The 16,506-nt window shown below is 38.4% G+C and carries 15 protein-coding genes; 7 read left to right on the forward strand and 8 right to left on the reverse strand.

Translation table 11 applies throughout. The features are described 5' to 3' along the window. The first annotated feature begins 306 nt into the window (after nucleotides 1-306). Nucleotides 307-1,695, forward strand: coding sequence for a dihydrolipoyl dehydrogenase (lpdA, locus tag ATK78_RS12955; protein WP_133576554.1), 1,389 nt, complete (start codon nucleotides 307-309; stop codon nucleotides 1,693-1,695). A gap of 87 nt (nucleotides 1,696-1,782) precedes the next feature. Beyond that, nucleotides 1,783-2,622, forward strand: a complete 840-nt coding sequence (locus ATK78_RS12960) for an MBL fold metallo-hydrolase (protein ID WP_133576555.1) — start codon at nucleotides 1,783-1,785, stop codon at nucleotides 2,620-2,622. 21 nt (nucleotides 2,623-2,643) lie between these two features. On the opposite strand, the gene ATK78_RS12965 is transcribed toward ATK78_RS12960, so the two are convergent. Next, nucleotides 2,644-2,856, reverse strand: a complete 213-nt coding sequence (locus ATK78_RS12965) for a helix-turn-helix domain-containing protein (protein WP_133576556.1) — start codon at nucleotides 2,854-2,856, stop codon at nucleotides 2,644-2,646. 2 nt (nucleotides 2,857-2,858) lie between these two features. Beyond that, entirely contained in the window at nucleotides 2,859-3,497 is a 639-nt protein-coding gene (locus ATK78_RS12970; protein WP_166664879.1) for a DUF2975 domain-containing protein, read from the reverse strand. A gap of 392 nt (nucleotides 3,498-3,889) precedes the next feature. Between ATK78_RS12970 and ATK78_RS12975 the strand changes: the two genes are divergently transcribed. The 3 genes from ATK78_RS12975 (at nucleotide 3,890) to ATK78_RS12985 (ending at nucleotide 7,393) form a co-directional block, all read left to right on the forward strand. Further along, nucleotides 3,890-4,750 (forward strand): sigma-70 family RNA polymerase sigma factor, encoded by an 861-nt coding sequence (locus tag ATK78_RS12975; RefSeq protein WP_037444054.1) that lies wholly within the window; start codon nucleotides 3,890-3,892, stop codon nucleotides 4,748-4,750. A gap of 187 nt (nucleotides 4,751-4,937) precedes the next feature. Then, the gene (locus ATK78_RS12980; RefSeq protein ID WP_133576558.1) at nucleotides 4,938-6,386 is read left to right on the forward strand and encodes a glyceraldehyde-3-phosphate dehydrogenase; all 1,449 of its coding nucleotides are present in this window, start codon (nucleotides 4,938-4,940) and stop codon (nucleotides 6,384-6,386) included. A 59-nt stretch (nucleotides 6,387-6,445) separates the two neighbouring features. Beyond that, on the forward strand, nucleotides 6,446-7,393 hold the full coding sequence (locus ATK78_RS12985; protein WP_133576559.1) for a M20/M25/M40 family metallo-hydrolase: 948 nt from the start codon (nucleotides 6,446-6,448) through the stop codon (nucleotides 7,391-7,393). 3 nt (nucleotides 7,394-7,396) lie between these two features. Here the strand turns inward: ATK78_RS12985 and ATK78_RS12990 are convergent, their stop codons facing one another. The 5 genes from ATK78_RS12990 to ATK78_RS13010 form a co-directional block, all read right to left on the reverse strand. Then, nucleotides 7,397-7,663 carry a hypothetical protein gene (locus ATK78_RS12990; RefSeq protein ID WP_208112365.1) on the reverse strand — a complete coding sequence of 89 codons (267 nt, stop codon included), beginning with the start codon at nucleotides 7,661-7,663 and terminating at the stop codon, nucleotides 7,397-7,399. A gap of 158 nt (nucleotides 7,664-7,821) precedes the next feature. Further along, nucleotides 7,822-9,453: a S41 family peptidase gene (locus ATK78_RS12995; protein WP_133576561.1), complete on the reverse strand. Its 1,632-nt coding sequence runs from the start codon at nucleotides 9,451-9,453 to the stop codon at nucleotides 7,822-7,824. Nucleotides 9,454-9,550: 97 nt separating this feature from the next. After that, nucleotides 9,551-10,165, reverse strand: coding sequence for an HAD hydrolase-like protein (locus tag ATK78_RS13000; protein ID WP_133576562.1), 615 nt, complete (start codon nucleotides 10,163-10,165; stop codon nucleotides 9,551-9,553). 2 nt (nucleotides 10,166-10,167) lie between these two features. Further along, nucleotides 10,168-10,662, reverse strand: a complete 495-nt coding sequence (locus ATK78_RS13005) for an ATP-grasp domain-containing protein (protein WP_133576563.1) — start codon at nucleotides 10,660-10,662, stop codon at nucleotides 10,168-10,170. Continuing rightward, the gene (locus tag ATK78_RS13010; RefSeq protein WP_133576564.1) at nucleotides 10,659-11,312 is read right to left on the reverse strand and encodes an ABC transporter ATP-binding protein; all 654 of its coding nucleotides are present in this window, start codon (nucleotides 11,310-11,312) and stop codon (nucleotides 10,659-10,661) included. The genes ATK78_RS13005 and ATK78_RS13010 overlap by 4 nt, the downstream gene beginning before the upstream one ends. Nucleotides 11,313-11,377: 65 nt before the next feature. Between ATK78_RS13010 and sucC the strand changes: the two genes are divergently transcribed. Beyond that, a complete protein-coding gene (gene sucC, locus ATK78_RS13015) occupies nucleotides 11,378-12,568 on the forward strand; it encodes an ADP-forming succinate--CoA ligase subunit beta (protein ID WP_133576565.1) in 1,191 nt (396 codons plus the stop codon). A 690-nt stretch (nucleotides 12,569-13,258) separates the two neighbouring features. Further along, nucleotides 13,259-14,707 (forward strand): asparagine--tRNA ligase, encoded by a 1,449-nt coding sequence (gene asnS, locus ATK78_RS13020; RefSeq protein ID WP_133576566.1) that lies wholly within the window; start codon nucleotides 13,259-13,261, stop codon nucleotides 14,705-14,707. 106 nt (nucleotides 14,708-14,813) lie between these two features. Here the strand turns inward: asnS and ATK78_RS13025 are convergent, their stop codons facing one another. Then, a complete protein-coding gene (locus ATK78_RS13025; protein ID WP_133576567.1) occupies nucleotides 14,814-16,475 on the reverse strand; it encodes an FMN-binding glutamate synthase family protein in 1,662 nt (553 codons plus the stop codon). Between the last annotated feature and the right edge of the window lie 31 nt (nucleotides 16,476-16,506).

The raw sequence follows: 16,506 nt of genomic DNA on the forward strand, positions 1-16,506 counted from the left end.
TTATGTAAGACCCAATAGGGGTATGGCGCAAAGGTAAAGATTAGTTTAATCAAGAATTTGGTTTTCCATGTTAAATAATTATTAATAATACAGGTATTTTTCAACATTTAACATGAAAAACATATATCTAACTTTCAGTTTATCAGTTATTTATACTGATTCTACATAAAGTGTAAAAATTACAATATGTCACATGCTAAAATTATGTTACTTAAAAAGCTATACAAAAACCATTATCATCCTTTTTAATGAACATTTTTTTTAATTTTGGCATTTACTTAAGTTAAAATTCCTTTATTTAAAGATATGAACTACGATTTAATTGTAATAGGCAGCGGTCCTGGCGGGTACGTAGCTGCTATCAGGGCTTCTCAGTTAGGTTTAAAAACGGCTATTGTAGAACGCGAATCTTTAGGCGGCATCTGCCTGAACTGGGGCTGTATACCAACTAAAGCGTTACTGAAGAGCGCACAGGTTTTTGAATACATCAACCATGCTGCTGAATATGGTATAAAAACTGCAGAAGCTGAAGCTGATTTTGCAGCAGTCATCAAACGCAGCCGTGGTGTTGCTGATGGTATGAGTAAAGGTGTTCAATTCTTAATGAAGAAGAACAAAATTGACGTGATCATGGGTTCCGGTAAAGTTAAACCCGGAAACAAAGTTGAAGTTAAGGCGGCTGATGGTACTCAAAAAGATTACACAGCTACAAATATTATAGTTGCTACAGGCGGCAGGTCGAGAGAATTACCTAACCTGAAACAAGACGGCAAAAAAGTAATCGGATACAGACAGGCAATGGTGTTGCCGGAGCAGCCTAAATCTATGGTTGTTGTTGGTTCTGGTGCAATAGGCGTTGAATTTGCTTATTTCTATGCAACGCTGGGCACCAAAGTAACCATCGTTGAATTTATGGATACAGTTGTTCCGGTTGAAGACGAAGACATCTCTAAACAATTATTACGCAGCTTTAAGAAATCAGGCATTGAGATCATGACCTCTTCAAGCGTTGAGTCTGTTGATACCAGCGGAACCGGATGTAAAGTGCAGGTTAAAACTGCTTCTGGTATGCAAACCCTGGAATGCGACATCGTACTTTCAGCAGCTGGTGTTGTTGCAAATATTGAAAATATAGGCCTGGAAGAAACAGGTATCAAAACTGAAAAAGGCAAAGTGGTTGTTGACGAGTACTACAACACCTCTGTTAAAGGTTATTATGCCATTGGCGATATTGTATCTGGTCAGGCTTTAGCACACGTAGCTTCTGCAGAAGGAATTATCTGTGTAGAGAAAATTGCCGGCCACAAACCAGAGCCTCTAGACTATAACAACATCCCTGGATGTACCTACTGCAGTCCGGAAATAGCATCTGTGGGTTACACAGAGAAAGCAGCTAAAGCAGCCGGATACGAATTGAAGATCGGTAAATTTCCGTTCTCTGCATCTGGTAAAGCAAGTGCTGCCGGTGCAAAAGATGGTTTTGTTAAATTAATCTTTGATGCTAAATACGGAGAATTATTAGGCGCACACATGATTGGTGCCAACGTTACGGAAATGATCGCTGAAATTGTTGTTGCCCGTAAACTGGAAACAACAGGACATGAGATGATTAAATCAGTACACCCTCACCCTACTATGAGTGAAGCCATTATGGAAGCTGCTGCCGATGCTTACGGCGAAGTAATCCACTTATAAGGATCTGATCCTAAACTGAATTAAAAAACCTGTTGAGCTTTCAACAGGTTTTTTTTTTACATTTACCGCCCTAAGGTTAATCATGCTATGAATTTATATACTATCGAAACAGGCTTATTTAAATTGGATGGCGGCGCTATGTTTGGCGTAGTTCCTAAGTCCATCTGGCAGCGGACCAATCCTGCAGATACCAATAATTTGTGCACCTGGGCCATGCGCTGTATGCTGATTGAAGATGGCGGCCGGTTAATATTAATCGATAATGGAATTGGCAACAAACAGGATGAAAAATTTCTGAGTCATTATTATCTGCATGGCGATGATACCTTAGACCGATCACTGGCGGCCAAAGGGTTTAGCAGGGATGACATTACAGATGTATTCTTAACACATCTTCATTTTGACCATTGCGGTGGCTCTATTGTCCGCGTTGGTGACAAACTCCGTCCCGCATTTAAAAATGCTTTTTACTGGAGCAATGAGAAACATTGGGACTGGGCTGTTAATCCAAATGACCGGGAACGGGCTTCTTTTCTAAAAGACAACATTTTACCCATTCAGGAAAGTGGTCAGCTACGGTTCATTGAAGACAAAGAAGGTGTTCAGTTTCATGATGGTATACACATCCGTTTTGCATACGGGCATACCGATGCAATGATGCTGCCGCAAATAAAGTATAAAGATCAAACCATTGTTTATATGGCAGATCTGCTGCCATCAACCGGACACATCCCCTTACCTTATGTAATGGCTTACGATATGTTTCCGCTAAAGACCCTTACAGAGAAGAAATCCTTTTTGCAGGAAGCTGCTGACAATAAATATATCCTATACCTGGAACATGATCCGCTAAATGAGTGCTGTACGTTACAGCAAACTGAAAAAGGAATCCGGCTTGACCAGACGTTCTCCCTCGGGCATATCTAATTAGGGCAACCACATCAAAAGCTAAGTTTCGCTTTTGCGGTATTCCAGAAGATCTCCAGGCTGACAGTTCAGTACGTCGCAGATTGATTCCAGTGTTTCCAGGCGTACTGCCTTGGCTTTTCCAGTCTTAAGAATGGATAAATTTGACATGGTAATCCCTACCCTTTCACTTAACTCGGTTAAAGACATCTTTCTTCGGGCAAGCATTACATCCAAATTGATAATGATAGGCATACTTATATAGTTAACTCGTGTTCTTGTTTTAATTCGTATCCTTTTTTGAATACATGCATGATCAAAATGGTTACTACACCTACTGTAAACATGAGGTAATTAAAGTCAAACTCATAGCTCACCTGATACTCAGTATGACTAAATATCTCTTTCGCAATGAAAAAGCTGACCAAATCCCAAATAAACAGAGCAACACTTAAGGAAATACAGTAATACCCAATAATTTTTATCCTGTTGATATTTTTTAACGTAAAGATATCTCCCCGGGAGGAATCATCGATAAAATAATACAGATTGCCCAGGATCAATATCCCCAGAACGAGTATAGTTACAGTGAGCGAGAAATTAAATCCTTCTAGAAACGAAATCCTCTGACCGGAATCTTTTAAATTAAAAACATCACCATTAACCCTGTAATCAGCTTTCAATTTATAGATATACCCGTCTTTTCCCGTTATATTCAAAGAATCTGCTCTTGTTGTAATTACATCATCAAATATTACACTATGAAATTCTGATCTTAAAACTATCGGATCATCTGCATCATTCCAGCCTTTTTTAAAAACAGATCCTGACTGATAAATTGTCACGATCAATATCAGTATTCCACCTGCTACCAATACACTTTTTATCCATTTCATAGATTTCAGATCATTTGTCATATCCTGTAAATTAACGCGTTAAGCTTTTTAAAACTATACATTTTTCTTTGTCCTATAATTTGCCCGATCTTACGCTATAAAAGACAGCACTGTTTTCTCAAAATATTGGGACAAAATAATATTAACACTACAAACTTAAATCAATTATTATTAATAAACAAAATATATTTATTGAATTACAATAATAAATAACCACTACTCAATATATGACATATATACTGACAAAAGTATTTTGGAATAATTTTTGCTGTTAAAATATTGTATAAATAACACGTGTAAGGTGTAACGTTTTCAGGAATTTATGTTTTAGAATTACCTTTTAATCATTACTTTTGCACGTTCAAACACATAACCGGTACCAAAGCATATAAATGAGACAACTCAAAATCACGCAATCCATTACCAATCGCGAAAGTCAATCTTTAGATAAATACCTTCACGAAATTGGTAAAGTAGATTTAATTACAGCCGAAGAAGAAGTAATACTAGCAAGAAAGATACGCGAAGGGGATCAGGCCGCATTAGAACGTCTAACTAAGACCAATTTACGTTTCGTGGTTTCTGTAGCAAAGCAATATCAAAATCAGGGTTTAACTCTGGGTGACCTTATAAACGAAGGTAACCTGGGATTGATTAAGGCTGCAAAGCGCTTTGATGAAACTAAAGGTTTCAAGTTTATATCTTATGCCGTTTGGTGGATCCGTCAGTCTATTTTACAGGCTATCGCAGAACAAAGCCGTATTGTACGTTTGCCATTAAACCAGGTAGGTTCATTGAGCAAGATCAGTAAAGCTTTTTCTAAACTTGAACAGGAATTTGAACGCGAGCCTTCTCCGGAAGAACTGGCTGAGATATTAGAAACTACCGTTGATAAGATCTCAGATACACTTAGTAACTCAGGAAGACACGTTTCCATGGATGCTCCTTTTGTTCAGGGTGAAGAAAATACATTACTTGATGTATTGGAAAATCATGAGCCAAACACAGACAGCAGCCTGATCAATGAATCTCTTTCTGAAGAGATCAAACGTTCATTATCCACTTTAACAGAGCGTGAACGTGAAATCATTGTTCTTTTCTTTGGATTAAGCACAAACCATCCATTATCTCTTGAAGAGATTGGTGAGAAGTTTAACTTAACCCGCGAGCGTGTACGCCAGATCAAAGACAAAGCTTTACAACGTCTGCGCCATACTTCAAGAAGCAAAATCTTAAAATCATACCTGGGATAATATTCAATTGACCACCGTGTGATTCATTCAGCATCATGGTATCTGATTAAAGGGATCTGACTAAGATCGTAAATAAACAGGCCAAAATCAGGAATGACAGCAAATTCAAAATAATATCATAAAAAGATTGGGTGTATACCCGATCTTTTTTACTTTTGTGCCATTCTAACCAAATAATCTTCTTGACATGCTAAACAGGTACCAATCCGAGTTCCAAAACTGGATTGAAAAAGAAAAAAAAGCAATTGAACTGATCAACGTTGTTGGACAACTGTGGTTCCAAAGTTCTATCGAACTTGTATTATTCCGTAAGCCCTTATTTGATGTTGGCAGCAGTGAGATCCTCTCGCATCACCAATATGCCAAAGAAATAAGTGGAAAAGACATCAACATTTATGAAACGCTGGAACTGGCAACCGCTATGGGAAAATGCCATATTGCACCCTCGCGAATCGACCTCGGCAGACTTGCGGCAGAATGGCTGGATGAGAGTAATACCTATACTTCCATGCACGACTTTATTATCAGTAAACTCAGCAAGCACATTGGAAAAGACAAGATCAGCTTAAAACCCAAAGACGTGGTATTATTTGGATTTGGCAGAATTGGCAGAATAGCTGCACGTGAACTGATCCTTCAGGCAGGAAAAGGTGAACAACTCCGTTTAAGGGCAATAGTAACACGAACCTATAGCGACGAAGAACTGATTAAAAGAGCAGAACTGTTACGCACAGACTCCATTCACGGTCCATTTAACGGAACAATCGTTGAAGATTTTGAAAATAAGGCGCTAATTATTAATGGCCAAACCATTTACTTTGTACAGGCGCAAGAGCCTGAAGATATAGATTACACCATTTATGGAATTGAAAATGCACTTCTGATTGATAACACCGGGGTATTTAGGGACCGGGAAGCTTTAAGCAGACATTTAAAATCAACAGGTGTTAATAAAGTATTACTTACAGCTCCGGCAAAAGGCGATATTCCAAATATCGTTACCGGAATTAATGATTTACATATTAATTTCGATGCAGAGAGCATTTTATCCAATGCCTCCTGTACTACAAATGCCATTGTACCCATCCTCAAAGTAATTGACGATGCCTTTGGAATTGAGAAAGGTCATATTGAAACCGTCCACTCCTATACCAATGACCAAAACCTGCTGGATAATTACCACAAGAAGTACCGCAGAGGCCGTGCTGCCGCCTTAAATCTGGTCATTACAGAAACCGGCGCAGATAAGGCCGTAGCAAAGGTAATCCCCCATCTTGGAGGTAAGCTTACCGGCAATGCGGTTCGTGTTCCTACACCAAACGTATCACTGGCTATTTTAAACCTATCCCTGGATAAGGTATCTTCTAAAGAAGAAGTAAGCGAAGTACTTAAACAGGCCGCCCTTTTTGGTGATCTTTCTGAACAAATAGAATATTCTATTTCAAATGAGCTGGTAAGTACCGATCTGATCGGAAACAGCCATTCTTCTATTGTCGACGGACCAGCAACAATCATGGCCAGGGACAACAAGTCTGTTGTGCTGTACGTTTGGTATGATAATGAGTATGGCTATACCAGACAGGTAATCCGTTTAGCTAAAAAACTGGCAGGTGTAGTAAGGTTAACCTATTATTAACAGAAGCTGTTAATTTCTCATTTTATAATTACCTTAGTAAAACCTTAAAATCGATATCGATGAAGTCTTACCTGCTCCTGTCCCTCGCTTTTTTCTTAAGCTGCAGCACTGTTAAAAAAACAGATGCACAAGAAGAAACACAATTATTAAAAGATGTTAAGATCTTATCGTCTGATGAATATCAGGGTAGAAAAACAGGTACAAAAGGTGCCGAAATGTCCAGGTCTTACCTGTCAGAACGCTTTAAAAAGATTGGCATAAAACCATTTACTGCATTTCCGGATTACGAACAATCCTTTTCATTTAAAAGGGGAAGTGCAGCAAACACACCTGAAATAGCAGGCAAAAACATGATCGGTTATATCCAGGGTAAAACGGATGACGTAATCGTGATCTCTGCACATTACGATCACGTTGGGGTAATTAAAGAAGAAGTATATAACGGTGCAGATGACAATGCCTCTGGTGTTGCCGGATTATTGCATATCGCAGCCTATTTTGCGAAACACAAACCAAACCATACACTCGTGTTTGCATCATTTGATGCAGAAGAAATGGGATTGCAGGGTGCTAAGGCATTTGTAGCTAAACCTCCTGTAGCCATTGATAAAATTCAAATGAACGTCAATATGGATATGATCAGCCACAACGACAAATCTGAACTTTATGCCTGCGGAACATTTAAATATCCAGAATTAAAAAAGTATTTCATCTTAAAAAGCAACGACATAAAGGTTTTGTTTGGACACGATGATCCGAAACAGGGACATGACGACTGGACCAATCAAAGTGATCAGGGCGCTTTTAATGCAAAGAATATCCCCTTCTTGTACTTTGGCGTAGAAGATCATAAGGATTACCATAAGGCTACCGATGAATATCAGAACATCAATAAAACATTCTTTAACAATGCTGCGACAGCGATATTAGAGATTACCAATAATATTGACAAGGAAATAGATATCCAGAAGATCTTCAAAGAAAACCTGCAGATGAAAAAGCAATAATTGCTAAAGATCTATATCAACAAGACTGTACAATGGAATATGCATCCCGCTTTTAAGCTGGATGTATTTTTCTGTAACCGACCATACCGTAGTAGTTACAGTTCTTAAACCTTCTCTGGTATTGAATGTAATGGAAGCCTTGGACTTGAACTCGTTTCCCAATCGCTGTGCTGAATTTAACTTGTCTCTTAATTCTTCAATATGATTTTGATCAGCTGGAATGATCTTATTGATCTCAATTGATTCTTTTTCTATCGACTCTCCTAACATAATTGTGGGCTCTAGATCTTACTTACCTAAATATGCATTTAATTAGCCTGGAAAACAACATATATTAAAAGAGTTACATTTCTGTGAATTTGGATAGAACTGATAATTAAACCCCATATGGCATAAAAAAACCCGCACTGTGGCGGGTTCCTTATTGACTATTTTTTAATCTTGTACCGGTCTTCGATCATCCCGACAAACTCTTTATCATTTTCAAACTCTGCAAGCAGTTTACCAGGTGTGGTACTGCCTTTACTGTCAGATACGCTCATTACCCGGTTTAAAGAGCCGATAGCGGTTACACCAGGAGCAAGCAGATCAAGTGCTTTTGCAAGGTATCCATCAGATGGGTTACCAAAATCATAATCTCCATAATCTATAAGACCATCAACATCAGGTACAATCCCTGTGTAATAACCACCCTCGCCCATTGAATTTTTAGTTTCAAATAAGGACATATAAACATCATACCGGTTTTCAAGTCGTATCGGGAAAAAGCCTATAGGCTTTCCATAAGTAGTTTTACCTACCAGTTTCACATTCATCTTTGGCTTTAAACTGTTAATAACCAACTCACTTGCTGAAGCAGTTCCGCCACTCACAATAAACACAACATTCTGAATAGAACTCAATCCACCTTTCTTACTGAATAACGCTGTATTTCCCGATACCGAGTAATCTACGTTAGCAAACGTCAGCATCTTGCCATCTGAGCCATAACGAACTTTATCATTCGCATCCAATAAAGGCTGGTTAGATAAAATAGTAGCATCAGAAAGCTTTCTGTTCTTTAATGTATTGTTAAAGTGTTCTACATACATTGTTCCTGTAGCTGATGAAGGTGCAATTAAATTAATCAAATGCTCTGCTGTACTCACATAGCCACCACCATTATACCTTAAATCTATAACCAGATCAGTAACACCTTTAGTCACAAAATCAGCAAAGACCGCATTCAGGGCTGCTACGGAATTCTCTGTATTAGAAAATCTTCCGTATGACAAGTATCCAATTTTTTTAGTCCCCGCAGTCAGCACATTCGTTTTATAAACCGGGCTGCTTTTATAGGATGTCTTATTTAATGTGATACTAAAGGTAGTACCATCAATTTTATAACCTTCCAATGCAAGCGTAGCAGGATCACCATAGATTGTTGAATTAATGGTATTCCGCTCTGTATTGAAATTTGCAACAGAGCCAATACTTACACCATTAATCCTGGTAATATAGGCACCTCTCGTTAACCCAGCGTTTCCTGCAGGAGAATTTTGACTCACAGCAAGAATATAAAGCTTATAAGTAACGTTATCTTTGGTAACCGGACTAATGGCATAAATACCAACGTCATTACCATTACCTTCCAGATCCACAGAAGCCTGCTCGCCAGGCAATGCAGCAATGGCATCAGGATTTCTCAGGGTGATGTCCTGAATGTATGAATATCTTGAACTGGTAGACGAGCTCACATAATCTGCAGAACCCGACACCTTCACGATATTGAACAAGTTTGATTTATAATTCTCAAATGGAGTACTTAAGGTCTTATATTTCCGTGGTTCAAAATCATCATAAGAAGGTAAGGATTCATTCCAGAAATAAATTTCTTTGGCATACAAGAACAAAGAATCATTGGTTAGTTCAGTCCTGTCTGTAGTTGCCGTTTGCTTCGTATTTGAATTGTTTGTTACCGGTGGGGTTACAGGCGCAGTTTTATTCTTTTTACAGGCGCTAAATGTTAGTGGTATTACCAGTGCAGCATATAACGCATAATGCTTAAAATCGTATCTCATGAATCTATGTTTAATAAGTTGTATTTAACTCCATTCTTTACGCACAAAGATCAGTTATTATTTAATCTTCAACACGTTAAGCAATCTATCAACGTAATTAAGCAGGCAATAGTTTGTCTGCTTCTAAAAAATCTACTCCGGCATTCAACGCGCATTCTTTATCCGCATCAGATTTTCCGATAAGTAATACATCAGCTTTGTTTAATTGTTGCTGGTCAAGGATCAGCTGCAATCCTTCAGGCGATGGTTTGGGAGCAGTTTCTGCAGCAAAATAAACTTTAAGATGCTGATCTAAGCCATGCCATTCAATTTGTTTGATCTTGTTAAGCTGCGTATTAAGATCGCCATTCGTAAATAAAACAATCTGTTTTCCTGCAGAAATGATCTCTTTCATAAAGTTCAGCATTTCATTGAAGATAAACAACTTTAAAGGTAACCGTGCACTATAAATTAACAGATCAAAATTAATCCTGTACTTCTCCGGAATATTAAACTGAGCAGCAGTAATATCGAAAACAGCATCAGGGCCTAACTCCAAATAAGTCTCTCTCATGCGCTCAATGATTGCTGACGCATCGATTTGTTCACCATACTCTATAAACTGGGCAAACAAATAGTAAACCTGTAATAAATAATCCTTTTCAGGATAAATTACATCGTCTAATTCAAAAACAAAAACTTGCTTCTGATCCAGGTAGTTATTAAATGACATGATTAAATAGTTATCAGGGATGCTCGAAAGTTGTTAATTGTTTCAAAAATATGAAATAAACCATTTAATTGCTTGTCTTTTCCAATTTTTTCCAAATTTTCTAATGGATTTGACGCAAATCTGAGATTTCCGGCAATAAATATCGCCCAGGCTTGTGCAGGCACAGTTTCAGAACTTAAATATTGAGATAGCTCCTCCATACCTGGCAGTAAGACTAAAATATTAAATTCTTCAAATAATACGCTTGATTTAGCAATCGCTTCTACTTCAAAAAAATGTAGCGGAAGAATGGCATCTATCCCCTCATCCAGGCAATGACTGAGCAGGTTATGGGCAATGATGTCTTCTTTTTTTTCTCCCAGTGAGATAAACTGATACTGAGCAGATGGAAATGAGGGCATATCGCCATAATCAGCCAATACAATCTCATCATCTTTAAATGCCTTTAACAGTTTTAGGGATTGAGCGGATTTACCTCCTGTAATTAATACTCTCATGATAGGATCATTCCATCTTTCATCGTAACTACCCGATTGCTAATCTTTGCAAGGTCCTCGTTATGGGTAACGATCACAAAGGTTTGATTAAAGTTATCACGAAGTGAAATAAAAAACTGATGTAAAGAATTGGCATTGGCAGAATCGAGATTACCAGAAGGCTCATCTGCAAGGATAATAGCCGGATTATTTACAAGGGCTCTTGCAACAGCAATACGCTGCTGCTCGCCGCCAGATAACTGGTTTGGCTTGTGCTGGGCACGATCAGATAACCCAAGTAAACCCAGCAGTTCTTTCGCCCTGTCTTCAGCTTGCTTTTTAGGCTTCTTAGCGATAAAGGCCGGAATACAAATGTTTTCTAATGCAGTGAATTCGGGTAACAAGTGATGGAACTGAAAAACAAATCCAATATTTTGATTACGAAAAACACTTAGAAGTTCTCCGGAAAGCTTATTGATCTTTACGCCATTCAATTCAACTTCGCCCTGATCTGGTTTATCAAGTGTACCTAAGATATGCAGAAGCGTGCTTTTACCTGCTCCCGAAGCACCAATAATACTTACAATCTCTCCCTTTTCAACTTCAAAATCCACCCCTTTCAGTATGGGTAAATTTCCATAAGCTTTCATTATACCTGTGGCTTTTAGCATAAATGCAAACTTAGTGTTTTTAAAACCAATCTGAAATTGTAGATTTGAGCAAATTTTTTCAGCAAATGAATATCCACGAATATCAAGGTAAAGAAATACTTAAAAGTTTTGGTGTAGCCGTACAAGAAGGCATAGTTGCAGATACAGTTGAACAAGCTGTAGAAGCTGCTAAAAAAATGAAAACTGACTACAATTCTGATTGGGTTGTGATTAAAGCACAGATCCACGCAGGCGGAAGAGGTAAGGGTGGTGGCGTAAAACTTGCCAAAAACCTGGATGAAGTTAAACAAAGAGCTACCGACATATTAGGCATGCAATTGATTACCCCTCAAACTGGTCCTGAAGGAAAAAAAGTAAATAAAATTCTTGTTGCACAGGATGTATATTATCCGGGAGCTTCAGAAACTAAAGAATTTTACATTAGCGTGCTTCTAAACCGTGCAACCGGAAGAAATATCGTAATGTATTCTACTGAAGGCGGAATGGATATAGAAGAAGTTGCTGAGCACACTCCTCACTTGATCTTTAAAGAAGAAATTGACCCGAAAGTTGGCTTACAAGGATTTCAGGCACGCAAAATAGCTTTTAACCTCGGTTTAAGCGGTGGCGCATTTAAAGAAATGGTGAAATTTGTAACTGCGCTATATAAAGCATATGACAGCACTGATTCTGCCATGTTCGAGATTAATCCGGTATTAAAAACATCTGATGATAAGATCATTGCTGTTGATGCTAAAGTTGACCTTGATGAGAATGCGTTATTCCGTCATCCTGATTATGCAGCAATGCGTGATAAACTGGAAGAAGATCCTACAGATGTTGAGGCAAGTGAATCTAACCTCAACTATGTGAAACTAGATGGTAACGTTGGCTGTATGGTTAATGGTGCTGGTTTAGCAATGGCTACAATGGACATCATTAAAATTGCCGGTGGCGAACCTGCTAACTTCCTTGATGTTGGTGGTACTGCCAATGCACAAACCGTTAAAGCTGGTTTTAACATCATCCTTAAAGATCCAAATGTTAAAGCCATCCTGATCAATATTTTTGGTGGTATTGTTCGTTGTGACCGTGTTGCTCAGGGTGTTATTGATGCCTATAATGAAATTGGTGATGTTCCGGTTCCAATTATTTGTCGCCTGCAAGGCACCAATGCAGTTGAAGCTAAGAAACTGATCGATGATTCAGGATTGAAAGTTTACTCTGCAATTGCATTAAAAGATGCAGCTGATTTAGTAACTAAAGTATTAGCATAATTTGATTCAATAGAATCCAATCTTAAAATACAAAAGCCAATTGTTCATTCAATTGGCTTTTTTTATGCCAGGAATCTAAAGCTGCAGTTTGATTCGCAATCCGTTGAATTTAGAATCTTTACGAAAGAATAAAAACTTTCTTTACAAAAGATAAAGACCTGATCTAAAATTATGTTTAAAAAGAAAAGGCCTACAACTATCCAGTTGTAGGCCTCTCTAACCAAATATAAATTAAACGAGCAATACAAATATAGATGTTTTTATTAATTATTCATATTTTTTTAAAATAAAATTCATTAATTATTGAAATTATTGAATAATACACCATAAAAACCTAATAACCAATATAAAAAAATAAAATAAACATCAAAAAACAACTACTAACACCTATTATAAAACAAATAATCTTTAAAAAACACCAATAAATCACAATAATTATTCTATAATCATGTATTTATATGAATTAAATATAAAAATCAATCAAAAACACACAATAAACTTCATAAAAATCAATTAAAAATACATCTTAACGAATTTTAGTCTCAAAAAACAAAGCCTTAACGTTTTTTTAGCCAAAAAAAATTACCCTGTTATTTATTACCCCTACTAAAACCTCCGGATGAAAAACTACATCAAACCGATTAAATTCTCATTAAAATCATTAATTTTGAAGCGCTCCACAGAAAAATCATGATTAAAAGAGAAAAAGTAAAAAGTCTTTTAGAGACAACCGAGTTCGATAGAGAAGTAACCGTAATGGGTTGGGTGCGTACATTTCGCAACAACCAGTTTATCGCTATAAACGATGGATCCTGCATGGGAAACATACAAATTGTGGTAGACTTTAATCAAACACCTGAAGAATTACTAAAACGAATTACCACAGGAGCTGCAATTGCTATAAAAGGTACTGTTGTTGAATCACTGGGTAAAGGTCAGAAAGTAGATATCAAAGCCAGCTCAATTGAGATTCTTGGTGATAGTGATGCGGAGAAATTCCCTTTACAACCTAAAAAACATAGCCTTGAATTTTTAAGGGAGATCGCCCACTTACGTTTTCGCACCAATACTTTTAATGCCGTATTTAAAGTACGCCATGCACTGGCCTTTGCCATACACCAGTTTTATAATGAAAGAGGTTTTGTATACATGCATACGCCCGTTATTACCGCATCAGATGCGGAAGGTGCCGGAGAGATGTTCAAAGTTACTACACTTGATTTTGATAATCCACCACGTACTGATGACGGAAAGGTTGATTTTTCAGAAGATTTCTTTGCACGTGCAACCAACTTAACCGTTTCCGGTCAATTGGAAGGTGAGCTTGCAGCCATGGCATTCGGACAGATCTATACATTTGGCCCCACTTTCAGAGCAGAAAATTCAAACACCACACGTCACCTTGCTGAATTCTGGATGATTGAGCCTGAGGTTGCTTTTGCTGATCTGGAAGACAACATGCAGCTTGCGGAAGATATGATGAAATATGTGATCACCTACGCGTTAGAAAACTGTAAGGATGAGATCGATTTCTTAAACAACCGTTTGCTGGAAGAAGAAAAATCAAAACCCCAAAATGAACGTTCTGAACTTTCACTGATCGATAAACTGAAATTCTGTCTGGACAATGAGTTTGAGCGTTTAACGTATACTGAAGCGATCGCAATCCTTAGATCATCCAAGCCAAATCAGAAAAAACAATTTAAATATCTGATTGATAAATGGGGAGCAGACCTGCAGTCAGAACATGAACGTTACCTCGTAGAAAAGCACTTTAAAAAACCGGTTATCCTTACCGACTACCCTGCCGATATTAAATCTTTCTACATGCGCCAAAATGAGCCAGATGCAGAAGGAAGAAAAACAGTTGCCGCTATGGACATCCTGTTCCCCGGAATTGGTGAAATGATTGGTGGTTCACAACGTGAAGAACGCATGGATAAGCTTACCCAACGAATGGACGAATTGAATATCCCACAAGATGAATTGTGGTGGTATTTAGATACCAGACGATTTGGTACCGCACCACATGCTGGTTTTGGACTGGGCTTTGAGCGGCTAATTCTATTTGTAACCGGAATGACCAATATCAGGGATGTAATTGCATTCCCGCGTTTCCCAAAAAACGCAGAGTTTTAACCATATTAAAGTCTTTGGACTGGATGTTAAATCATCCGCCATATTAAAACACTTATATCACAAAAAGGTGCAGTTGATTATGAACTGCACCTTTTTGCATGTTGTCCTAATTATGCTCGTGATCCATTGTATCGGTAAATGAATTTGCATGTGCATAATCTACCAGAGATACCTTATAATCTGTAGGCACAAAACTTGATGAAACGCTCAGTGCCATCCCCAACTCAAACCGAAGCGGATAAGGGCTCTTTAATAAACTGCCTTCCGGAATGTATGGAAAACTCTCCATGTAAGACTGCATCACATTTGGTGCAACTCTCCTGTTCACATAAGCACGGGTTAACTGGTAGGTATGATGTAATCCTGCTGCACCCAGCAGCTCAACAGCACTGCCAACAGTAAGGCGGTGAAAATTAAATACCCTTACCGTCTTATCTTCAACAACCAATCCTTTCATTAAACTCTGATCCTGGGTGGCCACACCTGTCGGACAAGTATTGCTGTTACATTCCAGTGCCTGGATACATCCGAGTGCAAACATCATTCCCCTTGCAGAATTACACAGATCGGCTCCCAGTGCAATATTTTTAACGAGGTCAAATCCTGAGGTTACTTTTCCGGAAGAGATGATCTTGATGTGCTTCTTTAATGCAAAACCTACCAACACGTCATAAACAAACGCAACAGCCTCTCTAAGCGGCATACCCACTGCATTTGAGAACTCCTGCGGAGATGCTCCGGTACCACCTTCTCCCCCGTCAACCGTAATAAAATCAACATAGATCCCGGTTTCGATCATCGCCTTACATATGGCAAAAAACTCACTTCTTCTGCCAATACAGAGCTTAATACCAACGGGTTTACCGCCCGAAAGATCTCTTAATTTCTTTACAAAAGCCATCATCTCCAGTGGAGTTTTAAACACAGAGTGCGATGGCGGAGAAATAACATCAAAGCCCTCTTTCACTAACCTGATCCTGGCAATTTCAGGCGTTACCTTACGGGCAGGCAAAATACCGCCATGTCCCGGTTTAGCGCCCTGAGATAGTTTGATCTCAATCATCTTAACCTGTTCGCTCTTCGACCTTTCAGCGAATGCATCATCATTGAATGAACCATCATGATGCCTGCAGCCAAAATAACCCGTACCTATCTGCCAAATCAGATCACCACCCGGATTGGCGTGATAATCACTTATTCCACCCTCGCCAGTATTGTGTGCAAAATTCCCCATCTTAGCACCGCCATTAAGGGCAAGTATGGCATTTTGACTTAAGGAACCAAAGCTCATAGCAGATATATTGTAGATGCTCGCAGAATAAGGCTGGATGCAATCTGGCCCGCCAACAAGTACCCTCGGACTTTCATCCAGTTCATGATGGCTTATAGCTGCAATACTGTGACTTAGCCACTCGTAACCATTTTCATAAACATCCAGCTGCGTACCAAATGGAATGGTATCATTTTCCATTTTAGCTCTTTGATAGATCAATGAACGGTTTAACCGGCTAAAGGGCTTACCATTGGTGTCACTCTCCACAAAATACTGATAAACTTTAGGACGGAGATCTTCCATAAAATATCTTAATCTGCCCACTACCGGGTAGTTTCTTACAATGCTGTGTTTGGGTTGGTATAGATCATAAATTCCAAGAATAATAATGGGGCCTATAAAAATAAATGCCCAGTAAAAAGGAGGCCAGGCCAGGCTGATCATGATTGTTGCGGAGATCAAAAAGGCCGCAATTGCGATAAATGCTTTTCTCATATATGGCTTAATTTAACAAATTCATGCCAAT

Source organism: Pedobacter metabolipauper (genome assembly GCF_004362715.1).
Lineage (GTDB): Bacteria > Bacteroidota > Bacteroidia > Sphingobacteriales > Sphingobacteriaceae > Pedobacter > Pedobacter metabolipauper.